The sequence below is a fragment of the Bartonella tamiae Th239 genome, from assembly GCF_000278275.1.
Lineage (GTDB): Bacteria > Pseudomonadota > Alphaproteobacteria > Rhizobiales > Rhizobiaceae > Bartonella > Bartonella tamiae.
Genome location: NZ_JH725147.1, coordinates 1637646 through 1659155 on the forward strand (window position 1 = coordinate 1637646; position 21510 = coordinate 1659155).

Genomic DNA, 21510 nt, shown 5'->3' on the forward strand with positions numbered 1-21510 from the left:
TCATTCAGTTCCTGGTTCATTGCCATAAGGATTAAGTGGAGTATCAAGACCTATAGGACGACGTAATAACGTTCCATCTGCGCTTACTCCAGGTATTTGCCCATGTCCTTTTGGTGAGCGATTGCCCCATTCTCTAATACCGTCTGGCATTGGCGGTATTTTTACTGATTGAGGCGGATTAATCCAATAATTGGTGCCAGCATGCGCATAGGTTGGAGGATTTGTTATACCTTTTGTGGGTTCATACATAAGGGCATCGGTAAAAGTAATAAAGCCAGGATGACCATTCTTTTGAAGAGGTGAAATACCCAAATACCAACTAGAAACAATCGCCATTATGGCATCTTGTAGTCCCACATCGAGTTTTTGTGCTGTTGATAAAAATTCATCAATATTATGTGCTTCAGACTGTTTAATGGCTTGATTAATTTTGTTAACTTTATCATCAAATCCTTCATCAATAGTAAGTATAAGATGACGAGCACGCTTAGCAAGATCCGATTTTAAATTTTGTCTATTTGTTAAAAAACAACTTACTTGCAAGAATTTTTGATCTTGATCTGTAAAATCTGTTGCTGCCAACGCATTAAAACGTGAAATGCCCATAGTTACAACAGCAAGAGTGAGCGAACCAGTTTGCAAAAACAATCTCCGATTAAGTGTTTTCTCACTATTTGAAGTGTTAAGATCTTCGGTCATACCAACCTCTTAATAGTATTTCACATATTAGTTACTCTAAAGTATTGGCAAAATCCTCTCCGAATACAATACACATAGATGTGATAAAAAGAATAATTTCAAACATGAGAACATTTTATCGAAATAAATTCAGGCTTATAATCACTTCTAAAAATAAGCTTTTTTAAATCAGCACATATAAAATCCTTATAATCAGCAGTCATTGGATGACATCATCAATAAAACCACTTTTTTTGCCCATATACCTGTTAAAATTGGAACCAAAATAGATGTTATAACAAGACATGTTACCACCAAAGAAAGAGCAGAAGCTGAAACATTATCTTCCAAACCTACATTATCATTTGCACCAGCATTATTAACCAAGCCATCTATTCTACCAAATTCTTTCGCCACATTAGCAACTGCATCAGCGCATGATTTTGCATCACTCAAATCAAATTGATAAAAGAATAGCGCGCATCTCGTCTATTCAAATCTTTTATAAAGACATCATTTAAGGGTGAGCGTCCTATGATCACAACCGTGGCCTTTTCATCGGCAAGATGTCGCGTTATTGCACCACCAATACCAGAACCGCCACACGTAACAATATAAACTTTGTCTTGTAAATTTAACTCCACAATACGATTCCTCAAAACCTAAACCATCTTCATAAATTACAAATGATAAATCCGTTGAGGATTTATTTCTTCAACCATATATCTTTCATCAATAGTCCAGTTTTTTATCCAATAATTCCATAGCGATAACACTTTTTCATAGCTGGCTTTTGACGTTACAACGGGCCAATCTGAACCCCACAAAAGTCTTTTCACTCCTACTGTTTCATAAAGAATATCAATGTGACGTTGAAAAGTATTTGCATGAAAATTTCCTTTAACTTCAGTTATGAGACCTGAAACTTTCAGAAAAACATGCTGTAAAGATTTTAATTCATTTATAAGCGTGCACCATTGGTCGAATGCACATTCATCTTCAAAAATTGGTTTTGCGAGATGATCTATCACAATATGCGCTTTATCATATCTTTTGCAAAACTCTATACATGCAGAAAGATCTTTTTGATGAATAAAAACTTCATAAACATAATTTTGCGATTTTATGAAAGGCAAAGCGCGATTGAAACCTTCATGCTCCAACAAATAAGCACTAGGATCAGATCCATCCTGAATAAGATGTCGAAAACCTTTGATAATCGGTCAATGAACAGACTGATCTATTTGCGGTTCGATCGCAAAATTAAAATCAAACCAACCAATAACAGCAGCAATTTTTGGTTGATATTGTGCAAGTTGACACAAAAAAAGGGTTTCATCCCATGTTGGTCATGCCTGCACAGCAATAACACGATCAACATGATGACTCATTTGTTGCCATAAATGTTCAGGCAACAAATCTTGTGCAAGAAAGGAAAAAAGATCATCCTTAATCCAAGGAAAATCTGATTGATTATATGACCAAAAATGAACATGACAATCAATCATTTTATCTCCCCCTTTTTTATCTCCCCCTTATAGTGTATTTATGCGTGATGTTTATAGTCTTTCAAAGTTGATGGTTTCATTTCAATTGAGAAACCAGCATCCATTGGCGGCATATAGGCTGCATTACGTACATCACATGGGGTGACAAAATGCTCATGCAAATGATCAACATATTCTGTCACACGACCTTCTTTTGTTCCTGAAAAACAAAGATAATCTATCATTGCAAGATGTTGTACATATTCACAAAGTCCAACACCACCTGCATGTGGACAAACAGCAAGATTATATTTAGCTGCCATCAATAAAACGGATAAAACTTCATTGACACCACCCAAACGACATGCATCAATTTGCACAATATCAATTGCTTCACGCATCATAAATTGTTTAAAAATAATTCTATTTTGACACATTTCCCCTGTAGCAACTTTAACAGGTGCAACACCAAACCGTATAGCTCTATGGGCTTCAACATCATCAGGACTGGTTGGTTCTTCAATAAACCACGGTTTTGCAAATGAGAGTTCTTTAACCCAAGATATAGCTTGATCACGTTCCCAGATTTGATTGGCATCAATCATCAATTGACGCTCATCACCAATAATATCACGAGCGATTTTTACGCGTTTTTTATCCTCTTCTAAATCCCGTCCGACTTTTAATTTAACGTAATTAAATCCTTCATCGACGGCTTCTTGACAAAGACACGCTAATTTTTCATCACTATAACCAAGCCAACCTGCTGATGTTGTGTAACAAGGATATCCCTCCTGCATTAAAATATTTACGCGTTTTTCTTTATTTTTTGCGCGCTCTTTTAACAAAGTAAGAGCTTCTTCTTTTGTAATGCAATCCGTGAGATAACGAAAATCAATGCAATTGACCAATTCTTCCGGTGTCATATCAGCAACAAATTTCCAAACAGGTTTACCAACATTTTTTGCACACAAATCCCAAAGTGCATTTACCACTGCGCCTGTCGCCAAATGAATAGCTCCTTTATCTGGACCAATCCAACGTAATTGACTGTCAGATGTCAAATAACGCCAAGTATCAGCAGGATTTTTCATCATTTTTTCAAGATCAAGCCCAATCACAAGATGACGCATAGCTTCAATAGCGGCACAGCAAATTTCATTGCCACGGCCAATTGTAAAGGTTAAGCCATGTCCCGATAAATTCTCTTTGTCTGTTTTTAAAATTACATAGGCAGCTGAATAATCTGGATCAGGATTCATCGCATCCGAACCATCCAACTCCTGAGAAGTTGGAAATCGAATATCTAATACATCCATATCAATAATCTTAGTCATTATATTCTCCCTTATTTCTTTCATTAGTTTTTAAAATTTTTAATGTTCCGTTATCATTTCATTGACATTAATTGTGAGATTTTTTGGAAAAACCAAAAATCATTGCCGCACAAATTAATGAGAAAATTGTAAGTGTAATTAATCCAGCTGTTTCATTTTGAAAAAAATTTTCTGTTTCTGCACGAATAATGGGGGCAAAAAAGCTACCAACTGCACCAATCATTGTACAAAATCCAATCCCAGCTGCAAGCGCAGCCCCTGACAAAACCTGAGGTGGAAAAGTCCAAAAAATAGGCTGAACAGCAATAAAACCAACAGCTGCGACAGATAAACCAATGAGCGCAATAAAAGCAGGCGCAAAAGCCGAAACCGTCAATCCAATCGCTGCCAAAACAACAATGAATGTTGAAACAGATATACGTCTTGATGGTAGTTTATCTGTGAAACGGGGAATATAATAAACCCCAAAAAAAGCAGCAATATAGGGTATAGCAGCAACAAGTGAAGCTTTAAAACCAAGAGTTGTTCCCATTAATGTTGCAACTTGTGAAGGTAAGAAAAAAATCATACCGTAAACACCAATTTGCAAGAAACCATATATCAATGCTAAATGCCAAACCGCTGGACTTTTAATCGCATCTGAAACTTTACTTATCTGCTGTTTTTTGTTTTCTTGATTAATCTGTCCAGACAGCACTTTTCTTTCTTCATGTGTAAGAAAGCGCGCTGTTGCTGGTTTATCATCAAGATAAAAAAAACAAAATATTCCAATAAATGCTGCAGGTAATCCTTCAAGAAAAAACATCCATGTCCAACCAGCATGACCTAAAAATCCATGAAGTTCTAATAAAGCACCTGAAATAGGAGAGCCAAGTGCTAAGGCAAATGGTACAGCAAGGACAAAAGCACCCACAACAGATCCACGCACTTTATCTGGAAAAAATATCGATGCCATCAGAAGAATTCCTGGATAAAAACCAGCTTCTGCAAGACCAAGTAAAAAACGCAAAACAATAAATTGGAATTCGCTTGTTATAAAACCAGTCAATGCTGATAAGACACCCCAAACAGCAGTCGTCAAGCTGATCCAGATCCGCGCTCCAATCTTGTTGAGAATAAGATTGGCAGGAACTCCAAATAATGCATAAGCTGCAAAGAATATACCCGCTCCAAGCGCATAAGCACTATTGGAAAGATGAATATCAGATTGCATCGCATCTTTGGCAAATCCAATATTAACACGGTCAATAAATGCAACAAAATAAAGAATAAAGAGAAGCGGCATAAGCCGCAGCCATGTTTTGCTAACAGCTTGATTTAGCAACGGGTTTTCATAAGCCGTCGTCGTTTTCATACGATCTCCTCCCTAATTATCAATTTTATCTGCCACATTCCCACATGTGACAGTGTCTTAAATTTTTTATATTTTAATCCGCAGATACCACTTTTTGTGTTTGAAAACCTAAACCGTCAATCCCAAGTTTCATGGTTTGCCCCGCTTTCAAATAAACAGGTGGTTTTTGACCAAGACCAACACCTGGAGGCGTTCCTGTTGAAATAACATCACCAGGCTGCAAACTCATAAAACGACTTAGATAACTGACAATCGTTTGGACAGAAAAAATCATTTTATTAGTGTTACCATCTTGATAACGTTTCCCATCAACCTCTAACCAAATATGAAGATTTTGTGGATTAATAATCTCGTCTTTTGTAACAAGCCAAGGACCTATGGGACCAAAAGTATCACAGCCTTTACCTTTATCCCACGTACCGCCGCGTTCTAATTGATACTCACGCTCAGAAACGTCATTTATAACACAATAACCTGCAACATGATCAAGAGCATTGGCTTCATCAATGTAACGCCCTCCTCTTCCAATGACGACACCAAGTTCAACTTCCCAATCGGTTTTTGTAGAACCACGTGGTATCTCCACATCATCATTAGGCCCTATAATTGCACTCGTCCATTTATTAAAAATAACTGGTTCTTCAGGAATAGCCGCATTCGTTTCAGCTGCATGATCAGAGTAGTTCAATCCAATACAGATAAATTTACCAATATTTGCAACACATGCACCGATACGGACATTGTCTTCAACCATTGGCAAAGTTGAAATATCAATTTCACGAATTTTATGAAGCTCATTGGCCAGCATATGACCATCAATATCTTTAACGATTGAAGAAAGATCACGAATTATGCCATGATTATCCACAATAGCTGGCTTTTCATGTCCTTTGTTACCGTAGCGCATCAATTTCATAGTATTTCTCCCGAATTATTAATTGGTCCAACCACCGTCAATCATATTGATTGTTCCAGTCGTAAATGCTGATTCATCACTGGCAAGATAAACTGCCAAAGCTGCAATTTCATCAACGTTGCCGATACGCCCCATAGGTTGACGCGCAACAAATTGCTCATACACTTCTTTTTCTGATCTATTTTCCTCTTTGGCTTGAACGGATATACGTTGACGCAATGAGGGTGAATCAACTGTTCCTGGACAAATGGCATTACATCTTATGCCTTTTTTGACATAATCCGCTGCAACAGCACGCGTAATACCAAGCACGGCGGCTTTTGTTGCACTATAGGAAAAGCGATTAGGAACACCTTTTATACTAGAAGCCGCAGAAGACATATTAATAATTGAACCGCCACTATTTTTTAACATCAAAGGCAAAAAACCTTTAATCAAATGATACATAGGATCAACATTTATGGCAAAAGCCCGTTTCCATTGCTCTTCATCACACTCTTCAATTGTGCCGGCAGGTACCCATCCTGCACAATTGAACAAAACATCAATTACACCTATTTTTTCTATAAATGACGTAATCGCTCCAACATCAGTCACGTCGAGCTTTGATGTTTCAATGGACGGATTTTCTCGGCGTAAACTTGCCAAATGTTCTTCATTAATGTCAGTAGCGATAACTTGCGCGCCTTCGGCTGCAAATTTCAACGCTGAAGCACGACCTATCCCTTGTGCTGCAGCTGTAATGACACATCTTTTTTTATTGAGACGCATCTTTCCTCCTATTATGACTTCATTGTCATTTTTCCATATTGGTTAGACCAATTTTTTCTGCCATACCAGTTAACAATGAAATTGTTTGTTTGGCAAGAACGTTTTTAAAGAAAGATTTTTTATGAATACAGCCAGATTATACCAAAATATTGTACGCGCCATAAAAGAAGATATTAAAAAGGGGCTTTATAAACTCGGCGAAAAGCTCCCTTCAGAACGAGAGTTGGCTGAAATTTTTAATGTTAGCCGCACATCCATAAGAGAAGCCATTATTGCTTTGGAAGTTTCGCAAATCGTACAAGTAAAGGTTGGCAGCGGTGTTTATATCTCTAGAACCAAAATGACGCATGAAACCCATTTAGCACCAAAAATTCATCCACTATTAGAGCCATATTTAAAAGATCATAAAGAAATAACACCTTTTGAGCTTTTAGAAGCTCGTCTAAATCTTGAACCCTTCCTTGCACAAAAAGCCGCACAAAATCGAACAGAAGAACAGATACAAAAGATTAAGGAAGCTTATCTCATGAATGTCGCAGATAATCTTGAACAATCAACAGATCATATAGGTGATCGACTTTTTCATATTCGAATAGCCGAAGCTGCTCAAAATGCAGCCTATGTTTTTTTTCTAAAATATCTTTTAGGACAACAATACACTGAAATTTTTGGTGGGTTGCAGAAACTTTATACACCACAGGATATGCCTTTACGTTCACAATTAGAACACTATGAAATTCTTTTGGCTATTCAACAACGTAACTCACAATGCGCTTATGATGCAATGAAAAAACACATCCAAAATGTTATTAATATTTTTTCAAGAGGAATAGATTAAACTATTATTATAAAAAAATAAGAAGATAAAAATCGTTAAAGTTTATTTTTTTCATAAATATCCAATGTTTCTGAGTTTTTTCCCCCATGAAAATAAAAACTCAATAGGCCCGCTAAACCTCAAGCCAAGTGGCGTTAAAGCATATTCAACGTTTGGCGGCACAACAGTATAGACATGACGGCTAATGAGACCATAGGACTCCGTCTCACGCAATGTTTGCACAAACATTTTTTTTGAAATTCCAGGAATAGCACGCTGTAATTCACCCGTGCGGCATTTACCTTCAGGCCAATGGTAAAGAATATGCAGAACGATGCTTGTCCGTTTGCTTGAAAAAATTTCCATTACACGTCGTGCAGGACAATTTTCTTCAAAAACAAAGCGACCATCAATAAATTTAGTCATAGGTAACCTTTTAGTGTCTATTTACCTAAAAAGTACCTTCTAGCATATTCTTCTCTATCGTACTAGATTTTACCCATATATCAAAGAAAGGAAACATCATGCCAAAAGCTTTATGGGCCTTAGCAATAGGCGCATTTGGAATCGGTACGACAGAGTTTATCATTGCTGGACTTTTGCCGGGAATTGCCAATGAGTTTAAAATTTCGGTATCAAGTGCTGGAAATATGGCGACTACATACGCATTAGGGGTTTTTATTGGTGCCCCTTTACTCATGATTTTGGGTGCAAAAGTCGAAAAGAAAAAAATGCTCCTCATTGCAATGGGACTTTTTATTATCGGTAATTTTCTTACCACTTTTTCATTAAACTATCCTATGGCACTGGTTGGTCGGGCGGTTACAGCACTTTGTCACGGCGTCTTTTTTGGCATTGGCTCTATATTGGCTGCTGACATTGTTGCACCAAACAAGCGTACAAGTGCCATAGCCTTTATGTTTAGCGGACTTGCCGTTGCCAATCTAGTCGGCATACCAGCAGGCACGTGGTTCAGTCATATGTGGAGTTGGCGTGCAACTTTTTTTGTGATCATGATAATTGGTGTAGTTTCTTTCATTACAACACTTATTCTGGTTCCAAAAACCAAAAATCATCAACCGCCCTCATTAAAAAAAGAATTATTTGCTTTTGCAGATATTCATGTCTTGCTTGCTATGGGAATAACTATTTTAGGACCAGCAGCTTTTTTTACATCAATCACTTACATTGCCCCTATGGCATCCAATATTTCTGGTTTTTCAGAAAATGGTGTCACAGTCCTACTTTTACTTTTTGGTTTTGGTCTGTTCATAGGAAATTATATTGGTGGAAAACTTGCTGATAAAGCACTCATGCCTCTTCTTTATGCAACATTGATTGGACAGGCTGTTGTCTTGTTTATTTTCTATTTAGTTGTTGAAAGTCAAGTGGCGACGGCTCTTTGTGTTTTTCTTATGGCAGCTTTTGGTTTTGCAACTGTTTCACCAATACAACGTCTTGTTATGGATAATGCAACAGCAGCAGGTGCAGCAAATCTCGCATCGGCAGTCAATATTGGATTCTTTAATCTTGGCAATGCGCTTGGTGCATGGTTAGGTGGTCTTGTCATCGCAACAGGTTTTGGCTATGCCGCACCAAATTGGGCAGGAGGTTGTCTTTCAATCGGTGCTTTTATTCTTGCAGTTTTATCATCAATTATATCGAAAAAGAAAAAAACAGAAAATTTGTCTTAAAAGACATTTTTCGAAATATTATGAGAGAATAAACAATTCTCTCATAATATCATATTTTAGAATTACACTTCATGAATTTCTGATTTTTTGAAAATTAGCATTATTTGAATGAAAACAAAAAACTTAATCATCAGTCATTTTTCAATCATGATTTCGAAATTTTATCCAAAGATTTAAAAGGAGAAAGTTTTAACAGCTCATGATGAATTTCATAAAGTGCTTTTGTTTCTTCTTTTAAAAATCCCTTGACTGCATTTTGCATGCTATCATTCGTAAAGTAATGTGCTGAATATGTTTCGATGGGTAAGTAACCACGCTGTATTTTATGCTCCCCTTGCGCGCCTGCTTCTACAACGCTTATTTTATGTGCAATTGCATAATCAATGGCTTGATAGTAACATAGTTCAAAGTGAAGAAAGGGGTGATCTTCTATGGCCCCCCAATGTCGTCCATAAAGACGATCTGCACCAATAAAATTAATCGCACCAGCTATGCGTTTTCCATTGCGTTTTGCAATCATTAAAACAATATCATCGCCCATTTCCTGTCCAATAAGTGAATAAAACATCCGTGTTAAATAAGGATACCCCCATTTTCGTGATCCTGTATCTTGATAAAAAACAAAAAAATCATCCCAAATTTCTTCTGTTAAATCACGACCTGAAAGCCATTCTATATCTATGCCTTGTTCAAGAACCGCACGACGCTCTCGCTTTATGACTTTGCGTTTACGCGAAGAAAGATTTTGCAAAAATTCATCAAAATTTGAATAACCTTCATTACAAAAATGATATTGACGATCCTTTCGAATAAGAAAGCCTTGCGTCTTTAATAATTCACATTCATTTTTTTCAAGAAATGTTATATGAGCAGATGATAAACCATTAAAATCAACAAGCTGTTTCAAATAATCGGTTAAAGCTATTTGATTCTGTTTCCTATGTTTTTTAACACTGAGCAATTTTGGTCCCGTTACTGGAGTAAAAGGGACAGAAATTTGTAACTTTGGATAATAATGGCCCCCTGCTTGTTCAAAAGCATCTGCCCAAATATGATCAAATACATATTCTCCCTGTGAATGCGTTTTTATGTAACAGGGTACAAGAGCGTTTAATTGTCCGCTTTCATTATAAAGTCGCAAGAATTGAGGATCCCATCCAGTCCCCTGTCCTACTGAATGTGAGCGTTCTAAAGCTGATAAAAACGCATGAGATAAAAAGGGATTAAAATTTGAATGAAACCGCTCTGTTCCGCAAAATTTCCAATCAGTTTTATGAATATGACTGGCTCCACCACCAACGCGCAATTCCAAACCATTTTGCTCAAGCGCAGTCATAAAAGACACCTATCACATATTCATTAATATCCATTTTAGTATGTTTTTAAATTAAATATTAAATTTAATATTGTCATTAAAAAATTAAGAAACGATAGAGATTTTAAATAGAGTATATTCAATATCCTTTATAAAAACATGCGCGCTAAATCACGCGCATGTATGTAACAAAAATCATTCACGAGATAAAACAAGTAAAGGTTTTGATTGAGCATCAAGTAAGGTTAAAGTACCATCTTTTAAGGTGTAGTTTTGTACACGACTGATAATTTTAGAAAGTTGTTGTTCTTGCTTCATCAAAACATCATCACATGCCATTCTCGTCGCCATAATCGTACCGAATACCATTTTTGAGGCATCAATCGTTACAGCCGAAGACATTCGATTACATCCAGCATAAATACTAGAAAGGCCATCTTGAGAAAACGTAATTGTTAAAGGGGCGCTACCTTCAGATTTTTTATCATCTATGTCTTTAATAATCCAATCTCCAACAAGTTGCATACGATTAAATGTTTCAGGTGCTGCTGCTACCATCTTAACAAATATTTGCGTGTCATTATCATCTCCTGCAAAAACGGCATGGTTTTCAGTTGTAACAAAAAGTAACTTTCCATCAACACTAATTCTCGCCTGCAAAGCATAACGATGTTTTGGATCAATAACAGCAGAATCAAACTTTAATTCATAAGGAATAGGACTTGATGCATGAGGTTTAAATATAGCTGATGAAATTGTCGTCGATGGTGCATCCGCCAAGGACACATCATTTAGTGAAACCTCTACCTCTGCGTTTTCGGGTAATGCCATACGTTCACGATAGACAACATCACCTTTCAAATATAAGGTTGTTGCATGCGCGCTTATAACAGACCCCGTAATTGCGCTAAGAGCAACACCTGCTATGAATAGACGCCGCAAAAAAAGCATGATAGTATTCCTTTCTGTGTAAGTTTATAAAGCCATAATTATTGACATGGCAAATTGTTCGATCAAAATCAAAATATAAATAAGTGAAAAAAATTTTTAAATTATGGCAAAAGCAAAGAAAATTATCTTAAAATTTTGTTATATTTATATCTTCTTACAAAAAACAAAAACTGAGGAATAATTGGGAGTTAATAATGAAACTTTATTATTATGATCACTGTCCTTTTTGCGTTCGTACACTCATGCTCGCTCATTATAAAAATATAGATGTAGAAAAAAATATTTTACAAAATGATGATGTTGAAACATGTATGCGTCTGATCAATTCAAAACAAGTTCCTATACTCGAATTTGACGATAAAACAGCAATTGCTGAAAGCCTAGAAATTGCGCATATATTTGATGAAATCGGTACAAAAAGTCAAAGTGTGCTACCACAAACAGATAAAGAAAAAATAATAACTAGTCATATATTTAGCGCATCCAAATCTATATATGCGCTATTATTTCCACGTAATGTTAAGGCTGGACTTCCTGAGTTTTCTACACAATCAGCAATCAACTATTTTCAAACAAAAAAAGAAAAATTACTTGGTATGACCTTTGATGAAGCAATAAAACAAACCCAAATACACAAAAAGAGTGTTGAGAAAATGTTAAAGACTTTACCAAATTTACCTGAAAAAAAGGAAAACTTAAAATGGGATGATGTGATGATATTCCCGCATTTGCGCAATTTAACAATTGTTAAAGATTTATACATTCCAGAAACTGTGAAAGACTATATTGAACATATTTCGCATTTGACAAATGTTCATCTTTATTTTGATCGTGCTCTATAATAAAGGCGAACCAACAGCAATTTCATAAATCTTAGGATTTACAACAAAATGACATTATTTCCTTATCTCGCACCAATTGGACTGTTGTTGCTTTCCAATATTTTCATGACATTTGCGTGGTACGGGCATTTAAAATTTACCAATAAACCTTTGTTACTTGTCATTATTGTGAGTTGGGCTATAGCCTTTTTTGAATATTGTCTTGCAGTCCCCGCCAATCGTCTTGGACATGATGTTTATAGTGCAGCTCAGTTAAAAACCATACAGGAAGTGATCACCTTATTGATATTTGCAATTTTTTCTATTCTGTATCTTGGTGAAAAATTGACTATAAATCATTTTGTGGGTTTTGGATTCATCATTGTCGGTGCATATTTTGTGTTCAAAGGTCCGTTATAATCCTTAATATGCCTTTTGACTCAAGATTTGTGAATGATATACTTATCTGTAATTTAAAATTGAAAGAGGAACATCTTATGGCAAAGATCAAAGTCGAAAATCCCGTCGTTGAGCTCGACGGCGACGAGATGACACGTATTATCTGGCAATATATTAAAGACAAACTCATTCATCCCTATCTTGATATTGATCTGAAATATTATGATCTTTCAATCGAAAATCGTGATGCTACGCAAGATCAAGTCACAGTTGATTCAGCCAATGCAATTAAACAATATGGTGTTGGTGTAAAATGTGCGACCATTACACCTGATGAAGCGCGCGTTAAAGAATTCAATCTTAAAAAAATGTGGAAGTCCCCTAACGGAACAATCAGAAACATTCTGGGTGGCGTTATTTTCCGTGAGCCCATCATTTGTGAAAATGTTCCACGCCTTGTTCCAGGATGGACAAAACCAATTATTGTTGGACGCCATGCTTTTGGGGACCAATATAAAGCTACAGATTTCAAATTTCCTAGCAAAGGCAAATTATCGATTAAATTTGTCGGGGACGATGGTAATGTTATTGAACATGATGTCTATGATGCACCAGGCGCAGGTGTTGCATTAGCAATGTATAATTTAGATGAATCAATTCGTGATTTTGCACGTGCGTCATTTAATTATGGACTTCAAAGAAATGTGCCTGTTTATCTTTCAACCAAAAATACTATTTTGAAAGCCTATGACGGTCGGTTTAAAGATATTTTCCAAGATGTTTTTGATGCTGAATTTAAAGACGAATTTGAAAAACGCAAACTCACTTATGAACATCGTTTGATTGATGACATGGTAGCATCAGCACTTAAATGGTCTGGTGGTTATGTTTGGGCATGTAAAAATTACGATGGAGACGTACAATCAGACATAGTTGCTCAAGGTTTTGGCTCTTTAGGTTTGATGACTTCTGTTTTATTAAGCCCCGATGGACAAACAGTTGAAGCAGAAGCCGCTCACGGCACAGTAACCCGTCATTATCGCCAATATCAAAAAGGCGAAGAAACTTCAACAAATTCTATAGCATCTATTTTTGCATGGACGCGTGGGCTTGCGCATCGTGCCAAGTTGGACAAGAATGATGCACTGAAAAAATTTGCTGAAACACTGGAAAAAGTATGTATTGAAACTGTCGAATCTGGGTTTATGACGAAAGATCTTGCACTTTTGATTGGTCCTAATCAAAAATGGCTTTCAACAACTGGTTTTCTAGATAAAATTGATGAAAATCTACAAAAAGCGATGGCTGCTTAAAGGTAATATTTCGCTTAATCAACGAGGACATATATTTTTTAAAAAACCTCAAAAAGTCTGAGTAAACTTAATATTGAAACCCATTGTTTCCGACAGTGGGTTTTATTTTATGAAAGTCTCTTTTTGTACAGTTGTCATTGGAGATATACTGTTAAATTTTTTGGCTTAGACAGATCAAGAAACGTTATGTTTTCAACCATTCCCTATATGACCCATAACTAAAAAATGAGTATTGTCTGTTAAGCTTTCATACTGATTTTTTCTTATATTTATGCCGCCTTTATTTTAATAACAGACGCATTTTTTCTCTCAACTTGTTCACCATGGTGGTGCAATTATTAAAATATCGGCATCTCCTGCCTTATTTGGATTTTTTATCCTTCTTTTAATCATCAACATTCCATGTGCTTTAAAAGTTGTAAAAGATATACAAAGAGATCCCACTGGTAAAAATAGTGATTAATATTTTCAAAGTGAAATCAACGAATATATAACAAGGCTAAAAATTAATAGACTAAGCAACACATTCATAGACTGATAAAATAGATGTAAAGCACGTGTAATGTCATTTGGTTTTGCTATGGTGCCATTAAAATTTTGGAATGGTTCATTTACATGAACACAATCATAATATCGAGGTCCTGCGAGCTGAATATTCAAACCTCCTGCGTAAGCACATTCTGGCCAGCCTGCATTAGGTGAACGATGATTATTAGCATCTTTAAGGATAACATGGAGAGCTCTATAAAATGATGTTTTATGATGCCAAAATTTTAAAGCTATTAAAGTAATCAAAGCTGTTAATCGCGCTGGTATAAAATTTGCAACGTCATCTAAACGTGCCGATGCCCAGCCAAATTCTCGGTAACGGTCATTTTTATAACCAATCATCGAATCCGCAGTATTTAATGTTTTATACCCGATCAAGCCTGGCAGACCAAACAGAATATACCAAAAAACAGGTGCAATAACACCATCAGAACTATTTTCAGCCAAACTCTCTATTGTCGCGCGACAAATAGCACTTTCATCAAGCATTTCAGTATTGCGCCCAACAATCATTGAGACAGCTTTTTGCGCTTTTTTTAAACCATCTTGTGAAAAAGCTTCTTTCACATTCAAAACATGATCGCTTAAACTTTTTTGCGCAAAAAATATACAAGCAACACAAGCTTCAATCAGCAAACCAAACCATGAAGCATATAAAATTATAAGATGAATTACCATTCCAAATGCAAATGCTCCGAATAAAAGAAACAAAAGCATAAAAAAACCCAATACGCGTTTTAATCGTGAAGAAAACCTTTTTTTATTTATTTTTTTTTCTAAAAAAGCGATCAAATGTCCAATAATTGCAACAGGATGAGGGATTCTTTTCCATAAGCAATGCGGATCCCCCACAATGCGATCAATAATTAACGCCAAAATCAAAATTAAAAGGCGTTCCAAGAAAGTATCATCCTATTTTAATGCGCTTTGATCGCGCTTTTCCAAATACCATGAAAAGGTAAAAATCATCAAACCTGTAAAGGTTAAACCGCTCGCCAAAAGGGCTGTATATTGATAATGATACCCCATTTTTAAAAGTGTCGCTCCTGATTCAGCACCTAAGGCATTTGCCACATTAAACGCAGACTGTACTAATGCTCCTGCAAGTGTTTGCGCTTTACCTGCTACATCCATAATTCGCGTTTGAATAGAGGGCATACTGGCAAAAGCAGTACCTACTAAAAAACAACCAATTGCAGCTGTAATGCCAGAACGTGAAAGAAAGAAAAACAAGAAAAAGGCAAAACTACTCCATAACATAGCGAAAAATATTGTACGCATGCCACCAAATCTTATAGCAAGACGCGGTCCAAATATATTTCCAGCAACCATACCTATTCCAAGAAGAGGCATGATCAATGGTACCCAACCAATCGACACGCCAGAAACTTCCATTAGAATGGATTTGATATATGTAAACACAGTAAATAAACCCGCAGAGCCAATTGAGACTGTGGCTAACAGTAACCAGACCTGTTTTTGTTTTAAAGCGCCAAGTTCGGTTAATGGACTGGCACCAATAGCTGTCGGCATATAAGGCAAAAATCGCCAAATAAGGAGTGCTGTTAAAAGAGCTATGCCACCAACAATAATAAAAGCAGACTCCCAACCAATCTGTTGACCAATCCATGTTGCCAAAGGCGCGCCGACAACAGTTGCCACTGTTAAACCTAGAACCACACTGCCCACAGCTTTTGCACGCTGTTTTACTTCAACCATTGAAGCTGCCGCTATTGCTGCAACACCAAAATAAATCCCATGAGGTAAACCACTAATAAAACGCAATGTCACTAAAGCATCAAAATTTGTTGCAAAAGCACTTGCCGCATTAAAGAGTGCATAACAAAGCATTAACGCAATTAAAACAAATTTACGTGATAATTTGGCTGTTGCAACAGCCAATACTGGTGCGCCAACAACCACGCCTAAAGCATATGCAGAAATATATTGCCCAGCAGTAGGAATATCGACATTTGTACTTACCGCCATTTCAGGTTGCAGTCCCATAGCCACAAATTCTGCCGTACCAATGGAAAAACCACCAACGGCTAAGGCAAACATGGCAATACGACGCGATCTTGGATCAATATCATTTGCTGGATTGATTTTGTTTATTTCATATTCCGCCACTGGTAAACCCATTCTCATATTTAGGTTGTGAGCCATTTGTATTGGTAATTATATGTCATTTTAAAACATCAAGACAATCGAACCTTGTAAACTATCAATTATCTTAACACACTGCCCGACTCTTATCGGAGTATTTTTTCAATTTAATGAATGCTCTATTTAAACCGACTTTTGCTTTCATTCAATATCCATAATATGCATAAATGAACCTGCAATATTTTTATTATGCATGCCGACATATCCAAGAGGCTTATTTAACGCATCAAAGGCCTCAAATAATGGTTGAGCATGACCTTGTGATACGATTGAAGCATAATGAAATTCATGAGCACGAAACCATTTGTCACCTAAAAAACTACTTTTAGGTTTGAGAGTACGATAACCTAAATGAAGTTTTGCTTCTTTAAAACTTGTTTTTAATGGTAAAAATCCAAGTTGTGGATGGTGATGACCATTGGAATCTTCTATTGATTCACCCAAAACCATATAGCCACCACATTCACCATAAATACGTGTACCTTCATTTTTTTTTGCTTTCATGACTTTTTTAAAATGCACAGCTACTGATAATCTTTCTGCGTAAAGTTCTGGATAACCTCCACTTAAATAAACCGCATCACAATTTAAAGAAGGACCTTCATCATTTAATGGTGAAAAAAAAGATATTTCAGCACCTTTAGCATGCCACCCATTAAGCAAATGTGGATATACAAAACGAAAAGCATCATCATGTGCCACAGCTACATGATGACCTAAAGGTGCAAATTGTGGGAGTGTTTGTGGAAAATATCGATCACTTCTTTTTTGAGATAAATTAATCAGTGTTTTTAGGTCTACACTTTGTGTTATGATTTGGGCCGCATTTAAAATAAATGACTCAAGTTCACAATATTCACTGGCTTGTATTAAGCCTAAATGTCGTGATGGTAAGTTCAAATCTTTATTTTTATAAACTGCTCCTATAACAGGGATATTTAACGGTTTTAAAGCTTCACGGATCATATATTCATGACGTTGGCTCCCAATATTGTTCAAAAGAATAGCCGATAAATGAACACCGTCCATATAAGATTGAAAACCTTTGACAAGTGCGGCGACTGAATGAGATTGTCGCGCACAATCAACGATAAAAACTATTGGTAAATCAAGTGTTTGCGCTAATACAGCAGACGATCCGCAACCATTAATCGCACCATCATATAAACCCATCATTCCTTCAACAATCAGCATTTTATCTGTCTTAGTATGATATTGTGACAAGGACTTCACTAAATCAGGACGCATTGCCCAACAATCAAGGTTTATACTTTCAGTGCCTATCGCAGCTTTGTGAAAAGCTGGATCAATAAAATCTGGACCAGCTTTTGCTGGAGCAATCTTAATACCCATATTTTTTAAAGCACGCATCAAAGCAAGAGTAATAACCGTTTTTCCTGAACCAGAACTCGCAGCGCTTATCATAAATCCTGACATATTATACCTCACCATTATTGCCATTGAGCGGCAACCAACCAAGAAGAGAACGCATGGAGGCAACTTCACCTATAATCACAATAGCTGGAGGAAAAATTTTATGTTTTTTTACGCACTGAGCTATATCTTTTAAGGTCGTTTCAACAACTTCTTGATTTTTCATTGTAGCATTTGATACAAAAACAACTGGATCATGAGCATCTCTGCCTGCTTGTATAAGTTTATCAGCTATATCATGTATATGTTTCATCGCCATATAAAGAACAAGTACGGGGGAAGCTTTTGCAATAGCCTGCCAATCAAATGCACTTGGAATTTCACCACAAGAATCATGTCCAGTTAAAAAAGTGACACTTTGATTTATCGAACGATGGGTAACGGGAATACCTGCATATGCAGGACCTGCAATACCCGCTGTAATACCAGGTACAATTCGAAAACAAATACCCGCTTTTGCTAAAGCGACTGCCTCTTCACCACCACGACCGAAAACGAAAGGGTCGCCGCCTTTAAGCCTTAAAACTCGCTTTCCTTCTTTAGCCAAAGAAATCATTCTTTCAGTAATTTCATTTTGCTTTAATGAAGGTTGTCCACCGCGTTTTCCAGCAAATTCAAGAAAACAATCGGATTTAGCCAAACGCAGGCAAGCAGGATCAACAAGCGCATCATACAATATATGATCCGCCTGTTGAATAGCATTCACGCTATGAAGGGTAAGCAAACCAGGATCGCCAGGACCTGCGCCAACGAGCCAAACATTTCCAGGATTAAAATCAGGTAAATTGAAGCATTGTTTTGCTTCCATCGTTAAACTTTCTACTGCTTTTTTAAGGGATAAGAATCAATGTATGCTTTCTTTTATCTATTGAGAAGATTAATATCACTGTAAAATTTTATATAGTCCGCTTATAAAAGATGATGACAGAAAAAGAAAACTCCCGACAAATCATGAAAAATCGTCCCTTAAGAAAAGGATGGACAACAGGTGCTTGCGCTACAGCCGCAACAAAAGCAGCTTTAACAGCCCTTATCACTGGTGAGTTTCCTGATCCTGTAGGTATTATTCTGCCTAAAGGGGATGTTCCTTATTTTCAGCTTTCATTGAGTAGCATTGGTGAAGGATATGCCCTCGCTGGAATTATTAAAGATGCGGGAGATGATCCTGATGTCACAAATGGCGCAACTATTATATCTATTGTCCATCCTGCACCACCCAATAATGGCATTATATTTAAAGCAGGTGATGGAGTAGGGACAGTTACACGACCTGGTTTACCAATTTCTGTTGGAGAGGCTGCAATCAATCCAGTACCGAGACAACTCATGCAAACAATTTGTGAAGAAATTTGTGCTGAATATGGTCTTCCAGCTGATCTTGTTATTACGATAAGTGTTCCAAATGGACAAGAAATTGCAAAAAAGACATGGAATCCACGTTTAGGAATAGAAGGCGGAATTTCCATTTTAGGAACAACCGGCGTTGTGCATCCTTTTTCATGCTCTGCTTGGATCCATTCAATACATCGCGGCATAGATGTTGCACGTGCTGAAGGTGTAAAGCATGTTATTGCTGCAACGGGATCAACATCAGAGGATGCAGCCCAATCCCTATATCATTTGCCTGATTTTGCTTTACTTGATATGGGAGACTTTGTAGGTGGAGTGCTTAAATATTTACACAATCACCCCATAGATCGTCTTACTTTATCGGGCGGTTTTGCAAAATTTACAAAACTTGCACAAGGGCATCTTGACCTTCACTCATCAAAAAGCCAAGTTGACAAAGATTTTTTATGGATGATTGCACATAACGCAGGTTTAAACGAAACATTTAAAGAACGAATTTTAAATGCAAATACAGCAAAAGAAGTCCTTGATATGACGCTTCAGGAAAATATTGATATTGCCACACCAATTGCTCTTGAAGTGCAAAAAATAGCAAAAAAAACGTTACGTGATGCACCCGTTAATGTTGAAGTTATCATCACGGATAGAAAAGGCAAAATTCTTGCAAAAATATAATATGACCAAGAATAAAGCCAAATATAAAAAAATATTGCTCTTAGGTGGAACCCAAGAAGCCTATAAATTAGCACAACTTTTTTTCAAAAATCATTTAGACTTTCTTTCGTCTTTGGCAGGTCGTACAGTTCATCCCCGCCTTCCCGATGGAAACTATCGTATCGGTGGTTTTGGTGGAAGAGATGGACTTATAAATTTTGTCCAATCTGAAAATATAGGAGTCATTATTGACGCTACGCATCCTTTTGCTCAAACGATAAGCGAACACGCCGTTCAAGCTGCAAATTTTACAAATATCTCTTATATACGTTTGGAACGACAACCATGGCAGCCTGTCAAGGGCGATAACTGGCACGTTGTTTACAATCTTGAAGAAGCCGCACAAAAAATACCCTTTCAAAGCAAATGTTTTTTAGCCATTGGACGACAATATTTACATTCATTTCTTAAACGAAAAGATGTCTCTTTTATCGCAAGAATGGTGGATCAGTTCAATGATAAAGCTTCTCATGATAATTTACATATAATCTTAGAAAAACCTGGCTCTTATGAATCAGAAAAACTTTTTTTAATGAAGCATAATTTTGATTCTATTATATGCAGAAACTCAGGTGGAATAGCCTCTTATGCTAAAATAAAAGCTGCACGTTTCCTAAACATACCAGTGATTATGATTCATAAATTTTTGCAAACAAACACTCAATCCTATTCATCTGTTGAAGAAGTTCTTGCTTTTGTCCGTAAATATGCAGCTTCTTCACTATAAAGATATGAGTGTGTTAAATGACTATCGTGCAAGCCACGACCAATAAATATAAGAGCGGTTTTTTTAATCGATGTTTCGGCTATTTTTTCTGATATATTTGATAAATTTGCACGAAGAATAATTTCATCAGGCCAACTGATACGATAAGCAACAACAACTGGACACTCCTCACCAAAAATTGGGATAAGATCATCTTGTATTTTTGTAAGATTTTGAATGGATAAATGAATAACCATAGTTGCTTTTGATTGAGCAAGATTTTTTAAAGTTTCTAAATCAGGCATCGCAGAAGAACGAACCGACGTACGTGTTAAAATAACTGATTGGTTAATCCCTGGAAGTGTTAATTCTAGTTTCATTGCTGCTGCTGCAGCTGTAAATGAAGGAACGCCCGGAACAATCTCAAAAGGAATTTCCAAAATTTTAAGCGCTTGTATTTGTTCATTGATTGCCCCATAAAGTGACGGATCTCCAGAATGAAGCCGTGCAATATCATGGCCTTGATCGTGAGCTTTTTTGATTTCATCTATAATTTGTTGTAAATGAAGATGAGCTGTATTTATGCATTTTGCAGTCGGTGAAACCTCAGCAATGAGCATATCGGATACAAGTGAACCTGCATAAAGGCAGATTGGGCATCTTTTAATAAGATTAAAACCTCTTAATGTTATAAGATCCGCAGCACCCGGTCCTGCACCAATAAAATAGACTGTCATG

Annotated in this window: 24 protein-coding genes; 7 read left to right on the forward strand and 17 right to left on the reverse strand. The window is 36.6% G+C overall.

From position 1 onward, the window contains the following. The 9 genes from ME5_RS07365 to ME5_RS07400 all read right to left on the reverse strand — a co-directional run bounded on the left by ME5_RS07365 (position 1) and on the right by ME5_RS07400 (position 6543). Positions 1 to 699: a sugar dehydrogenase complex small subunit gene (locus ME5_RS07365; RefSeq protein WP_008039831.1), complete on the reverse strand. Its 699-nt coding sequence runs from the start codon at positions 697 to 699 to the stop codon at positions 1 to 3. A 192-nt stretch (positions 700 to 891) separates the two neighbouring features. Then, positions 892 to 1134 (reverse strand): SDR family NAD(P)-dependent oxidoreductase, encoded by a 243-nt coding sequence (locus ME5_RS07370; protein WP_008039832.1) that lies wholly within the window; start codon positions 1132 to 1134, stop codon positions 892 to 894. Next, entirely contained in the window at positions 1131 to 1322 is a 192-nt protein-coding gene (locus ME5_RS07375) for a Rossmann-fold NAD(P)-binding domain-containing protein (protein ID WP_008039833.1), read from the reverse strand. The genes ME5_RS07370 and ME5_RS07375 overlap by 4 nt, the downstream gene beginning before the upstream one ends. A 36-nt stretch (positions 1323 to 1358) precedes the next feature. Then, positions 1359 to 1844 carry an amidohydrolase family protein gene (locus ME5_RS07380; RefSeq protein ID WP_008039843.1) on the reverse strand — a complete coding sequence of 162 codons (486 nt, stop codon included), beginning with the start codon at positions 1842 to 1844 and terminating at the stop codon, positions 1359 to 1361. A gap of 183 nt (positions 1845 to 2027) precedes the next feature. Beyond that, positions 2028 to 2186, reverse strand: coding sequence for a hypothetical protein (locus tag ME5_RS10655; protein WP_008039844.1), 159 nt, complete (start codon positions 2184 to 2186; stop codon positions 2028 to 2030). Between the two features lie 38 nt (positions 2187 to 2224). Next, complete coding sequence (locus tag ME5_RS07385; protein ID WP_008039845.1) at positions 2225 to 3502, reverse strand: L-fuconate dehydratase; 1278 nt, start codon at positions 3500 to 3502, stop codon at positions 2225 to 2227. 67 nt (positions 3503 to 3569) lie between these two features. Beyond that, positions 3570 to 4856, reverse strand: a complete 1287-nt coding sequence (locus ME5_RS07390; protein WP_008039846.1) for an MFS transporter — start codon at positions 4854 to 4856, stop codon at positions 3570 to 3572. A gap of 73 nt (positions 4857 to 4929) precedes the next feature. After that, on the reverse strand, positions 4930 to 5772 hold the full coding sequence (locus ME5_RS07395) for a fumarylacetoacetate hydrolase family protein (RefSeq protein ID WP_008039847.1): 843 nt from the start codon (positions 5770 to 5772) through the stop codon (positions 4930 to 4932). 18 nt (positions 5773 to 5790) lie between these two features. Next, positions 5791 to 6543: an SDR family oxidoreductase gene (locus tag ME5_RS07400; RefSeq protein WP_008039848.1), complete on the reverse strand. Its 753-nt coding sequence runs from the start codon at positions 6541 to 6543 to the stop codon at positions 5791 to 5793. Positions 6544 to 6664: 121 nt separating this feature from the next. On the opposite strand from ME5_RS07400, the gene ME5_RS07405 reads away from it, so the two are divergent. Next, complete coding sequence (locus tag ME5_RS07405) at positions 6665 to 7381, forward strand: FadR/GntR family transcriptional regulator (RefSeq protein ID WP_008039849.1); 717 nt, start codon at positions 6665 to 6667, stop codon at positions 7379 to 7381. Positions 7382 to 7432: 51 nt separating this feature from the next. Here the strand turns inward: ME5_RS07405 and ME5_RS07410 are convergent, their stop codons facing one another. Continuing rightward, a complete protein-coding gene (locus ME5_RS07410) occupies positions 7433 to 7786 on the reverse strand; it encodes a winged helix-turn-helix transcriptional regulator (protein ID WP_008039850.1) in 354 nt (117 codons plus the stop codon). A 98-nt stretch (positions 7787 to 7884) separates the two neighbouring features. Between ME5_RS07410 and ME5_RS07415 the strand changes: the two genes are divergently transcribed. Next, complete coding sequence (locus ME5_RS07415) at positions 7885 to 9054, forward strand: MFS transporter (RefSeq protein ID WP_008039851.1); 1170 nt, start codon at positions 7885 to 7887, stop codon at positions 9052 to 9054. A gap of 145 nt (positions 9055 to 9199) precedes the next feature. On the opposite strand, the gene ME5_RS07420 is transcribed toward ME5_RS07415, so the two are convergent. After that, positions 9200 to 10390: a GNAT family N-acetyltransferase gene (locus ME5_RS07420; protein ID WP_008039852.1), complete on the reverse strand. Its 1191-nt coding sequence runs from the start codon at positions 10388 to 10390 to the stop codon at positions 9200 to 9202. Positions 10391 to 10564: 174 nt separating this feature from the next. Continuing rightward, a complete protein-coding gene (locus tag ME5_RS07425) occupies positions 10565 to 11320 on the reverse strand; it encodes a YbaY family lipoprotein (protein ID WP_008039854.1) in 756 nt (251 codons plus the stop codon). Between the two features lie 194 nt (positions 11321 to 11514). On the opposite strand from ME5_RS07425, the gene grxB reads away from it, so the two are divergent. The 3 genes from grxB (at position 11515) to ME5_RS07440 (ending at position 13853) form a co-directional block, all read left to right on the forward strand. Beyond that, positions 11515 to 12162 carry a glutaredoxin 2 gene (gene grxB / locus ME5_RS07430; RefSeq protein ID WP_008039856.1) on the forward strand — a complete coding sequence of 216 codons (648 nt, stop codon included), beginning with the start codon at positions 11515 to 11517 and terminating at the stop codon, positions 12160 to 12162. A gap of 48 nt (positions 12163 to 12210) precedes the next feature. Continuing rightward, complete coding sequence (locus ME5_RS07435; RefSeq protein WP_008039858.1) at positions 12211 to 12561, forward strand: DMT family protein; 351 nt, start codon at positions 12211 to 12213, stop codon at positions 12559 to 12561. Positions 12562 to 12638: 77 nt separating this feature from the next. Further along, positions 12639 to 13853 (forward strand): NADP-dependent isocitrate dehydrogenase, encoded by a 1215-nt coding sequence (locus ME5_RS07440; protein ID WP_008039860.1) that lies wholly within the window; start codon positions 12639 to 12641, stop codon positions 13851 to 13853. 468 nt (positions 13854 to 14321) lie between these two features. On the opposite strand, the gene cbiB is transcribed toward ME5_RS07440, so the two are convergent. From cbiB to cobA, 4 genes are all read right to left on the reverse strand, one after another. Beyond that, entirely contained in the window at positions 14322 to 15302 is a 981-nt protein-coding gene (gene cbiB / locus ME5_RS07445) for an adenosylcobinamide-phosphate synthase CbiB (protein ID WP_008039862.1), read from the reverse strand. Positions 15303 to 15314: 12 nt separating this feature from the next. Then, positions 15315 to 16550: an MFS transporter gene (locus tag ME5_RS07450; RefSeq protein WP_008039864.1), complete on the reverse strand. Its 1236-nt coding sequence runs from the start codon at positions 16548 to 16550 to the stop codon at positions 15315 to 15317. 159 nt (positions 16551 to 16709) lie between these two features. Then, entirely contained in the window at positions 16710 to 18005 is a 1296-nt protein-coding gene (locus tag ME5_RS07455) for a cobyrinic acid a,c-diamide synthase CobB (protein WP_008039866.1), read from the reverse strand. A 1-nt stretch (position 18006) separates the two neighbouring features. Continuing rightward, entirely contained in the window at positions 18007 to 18810 is an 804-nt protein-coding gene (gene cobA / locus ME5_RS07460; protein ID WP_008039868.1) for a uroporphyrinogen-III C-methyltransferase, read from the reverse strand. Positions 18811 to 18920: 110 nt separating this feature from the next. Between cobA and ME5_RS07465 the strand changes: the two genes are divergently transcribed. Further along, positions 18921 to 20027 carry a cobalt-precorrin-5B (C(1))-methyltransferase gene (locus tag ME5_RS07465; RefSeq protein WP_008039870.1) on the forward strand — a complete coding sequence of 369 codons (1107 nt, stop codon included), beginning with the start codon at positions 18921 to 18923 and terminating at the stop codon, positions 20025 to 20027. Beyond that, the gene (locus ME5_RS07470; protein WP_245256510.1) at positions 20014 to 20793 is read left to right on the forward strand and encodes a cobalt-precorrin-6A reductase; all 780 of its coding nucleotides are present in this window, start codon (positions 20014 to 20016) and stop codon (positions 20791 to 20793) included. The genes ME5_RS07465 and ME5_RS07470 overlap by 14 nt, the downstream gene beginning before the upstream one ends. On the opposite strand, the gene cobM is transcribed toward ME5_RS07470, so the two are convergent. After that, positions 20733 to 21509 (reverse strand): precorrin-4 C(11)-methyltransferase, encoded by a 777-nt coding sequence (gene cobM / locus ME5_RS07475; protein ID WP_008039873.1) that lies wholly within the window; start codon positions 21507 to 21509, stop codon positions 20733 to 20735. The two genes, ME5_RS07470 and cobM, sit on opposite strands and share 61 nt — an antisense overlap. Position 21510 lies beyond the last annotated feature (1 nt).

What these genes read in the sequence shown, in the direction of transcription:
- ME5_RS07365 (WP_008039831.1), bottom strand. Translation starts at nt 699, where the DNA reads ATGACCGAAGATCTTAACACTTCAAATAGTGAGAAAACACTTAATCGG.
- ME5_RS10655 (WP_008039844.1), bottom strand. Translation starts at nt 2,186, where the DNA reads ATGATTGATTGTCATGTTCATTTTTGGTCATATAATCAATCAGATTTT.
- ME5_RS07385 (WP_008039845.1), bottom strand. Translation starts at nt 3,502, where the DNA reads ATGACTAAGATTATTGATATGGATGTATTAGATATTCGATTTCCAACT.
- ME5_RS07390 (WP_008039846.1), bottom strand. Translation starts at nt 4,856, where the DNA reads ATGAAAACGACGACGGCTTATGAAAACCCGTTGCTAAATCAAGCTGTT.
- ME5_RS07395 (WP_008039847.1), bottom strand. Translation starts at nt 5,772, where the DNA reads ATGAAATTGATGCGCTACGGTAACAAAGGACATGAAAAGCCAGCTATT.
- ME5_RS07400 (WP_008039848.1), bottom strand. Translation starts at nt 6,543, where the DNA reads ATGCGTCTCAATAAAAAAAGATGTGTCATTACAGCTGCAGCACAAGGG.
- ME5_RS07405 (WP_008039849.1), top strand. Translation starts at nt 6,665, where the DNA reads ATGAATACAGCCAGATTATACCAAAATATTGTACGCGCCATAAAAGAA.
- ME5_RS07410 (WP_008039850.1), bottom strand. Translation starts at nt 7,786, where the DNA reads ATGACTAAATTTATTGATGGTCGCTTTGTTTTTGAAGAAAATTGTCCT.
- ME5_RS07415 (WP_008039851.1), top strand. Translation starts at nt 7,885, where the DNA reads ATGCCAAAAGCTTTATGGGCCTTAGCAATAGGCGCATTTGGAATCGGT.
- ME5_RS07420 (WP_008039852.1), bottom strand. Translation starts at nt 10,390, where the DNA reads ATGACTGCGCTTGAGCAAAATGGTTTGGAATTGCGCGTTGGTGGTGGA.
- ME5_RS07425 (WP_008039854.1), bottom strand. Translation starts at nt 11,320, where the DNA reads ATGCTTTTTTTGCGGCGTCTATTCATAGCAGGTGTTGCTCTTAGCGCA.
- grxB (WP_008039856.1), top strand. Translation starts at nt 11,515, where the DNA reads ATGAAACTTTATTATTATGATCACTGTCCTTTTTGCGTTCGTACACTC.
- ME5_RS07435 (WP_008039858.1), top strand. Translation starts at nt 12,211, where the DNA reads ATGACATTATTTCCTTATCTCGCACCAATTGGACTGTTGTTGCTTTCC.
- ME5_RS07440 (WP_008039860.1), top strand. Translation starts at nt 12,639, where the DNA reads ATGGCAAAGATCAAAGTCGAAAATCCCGTCGTTGAGCTCGACGGCGAC.
- ME5_RS07450 (WP_008039864.1), bottom strand. Translation starts at nt 16,550, where the DNA reads ATGAGAATGGGTTTACCAGTGGCGGAATATGAAATAAACAAAATCAAT.
- ME5_RS07455 (WP_008039866.1), bottom strand. Translation starts at nt 18,005, where the DNA reads ATGTCAGGATTTATGATAAGCGCTGCGAGTTCTGGTTCAGGAAAAACG.
- cobA (WP_008039868.1), bottom strand. Translation starts at nt 18,810, where the DNA reads ATGGAAGCAAAACAATGCTTCAATTTACCTGATTTTAATCCTGGAAAT.
- ME5_RS07465 (WP_008039870.1), top strand. Translation starts at nt 18,921, where the DNA reads ATGATGACAGAAAAAGAAAACTCCCGACAAATCATGAAAAATCGTCCC.
- cobM (WP_008039873.1), bottom strand. Translation starts at nt 21,509, where the DNA reads ATGACAGTCTATTTTATTGGTGCAGGACCGGGTGCTGCGGATCTTATA.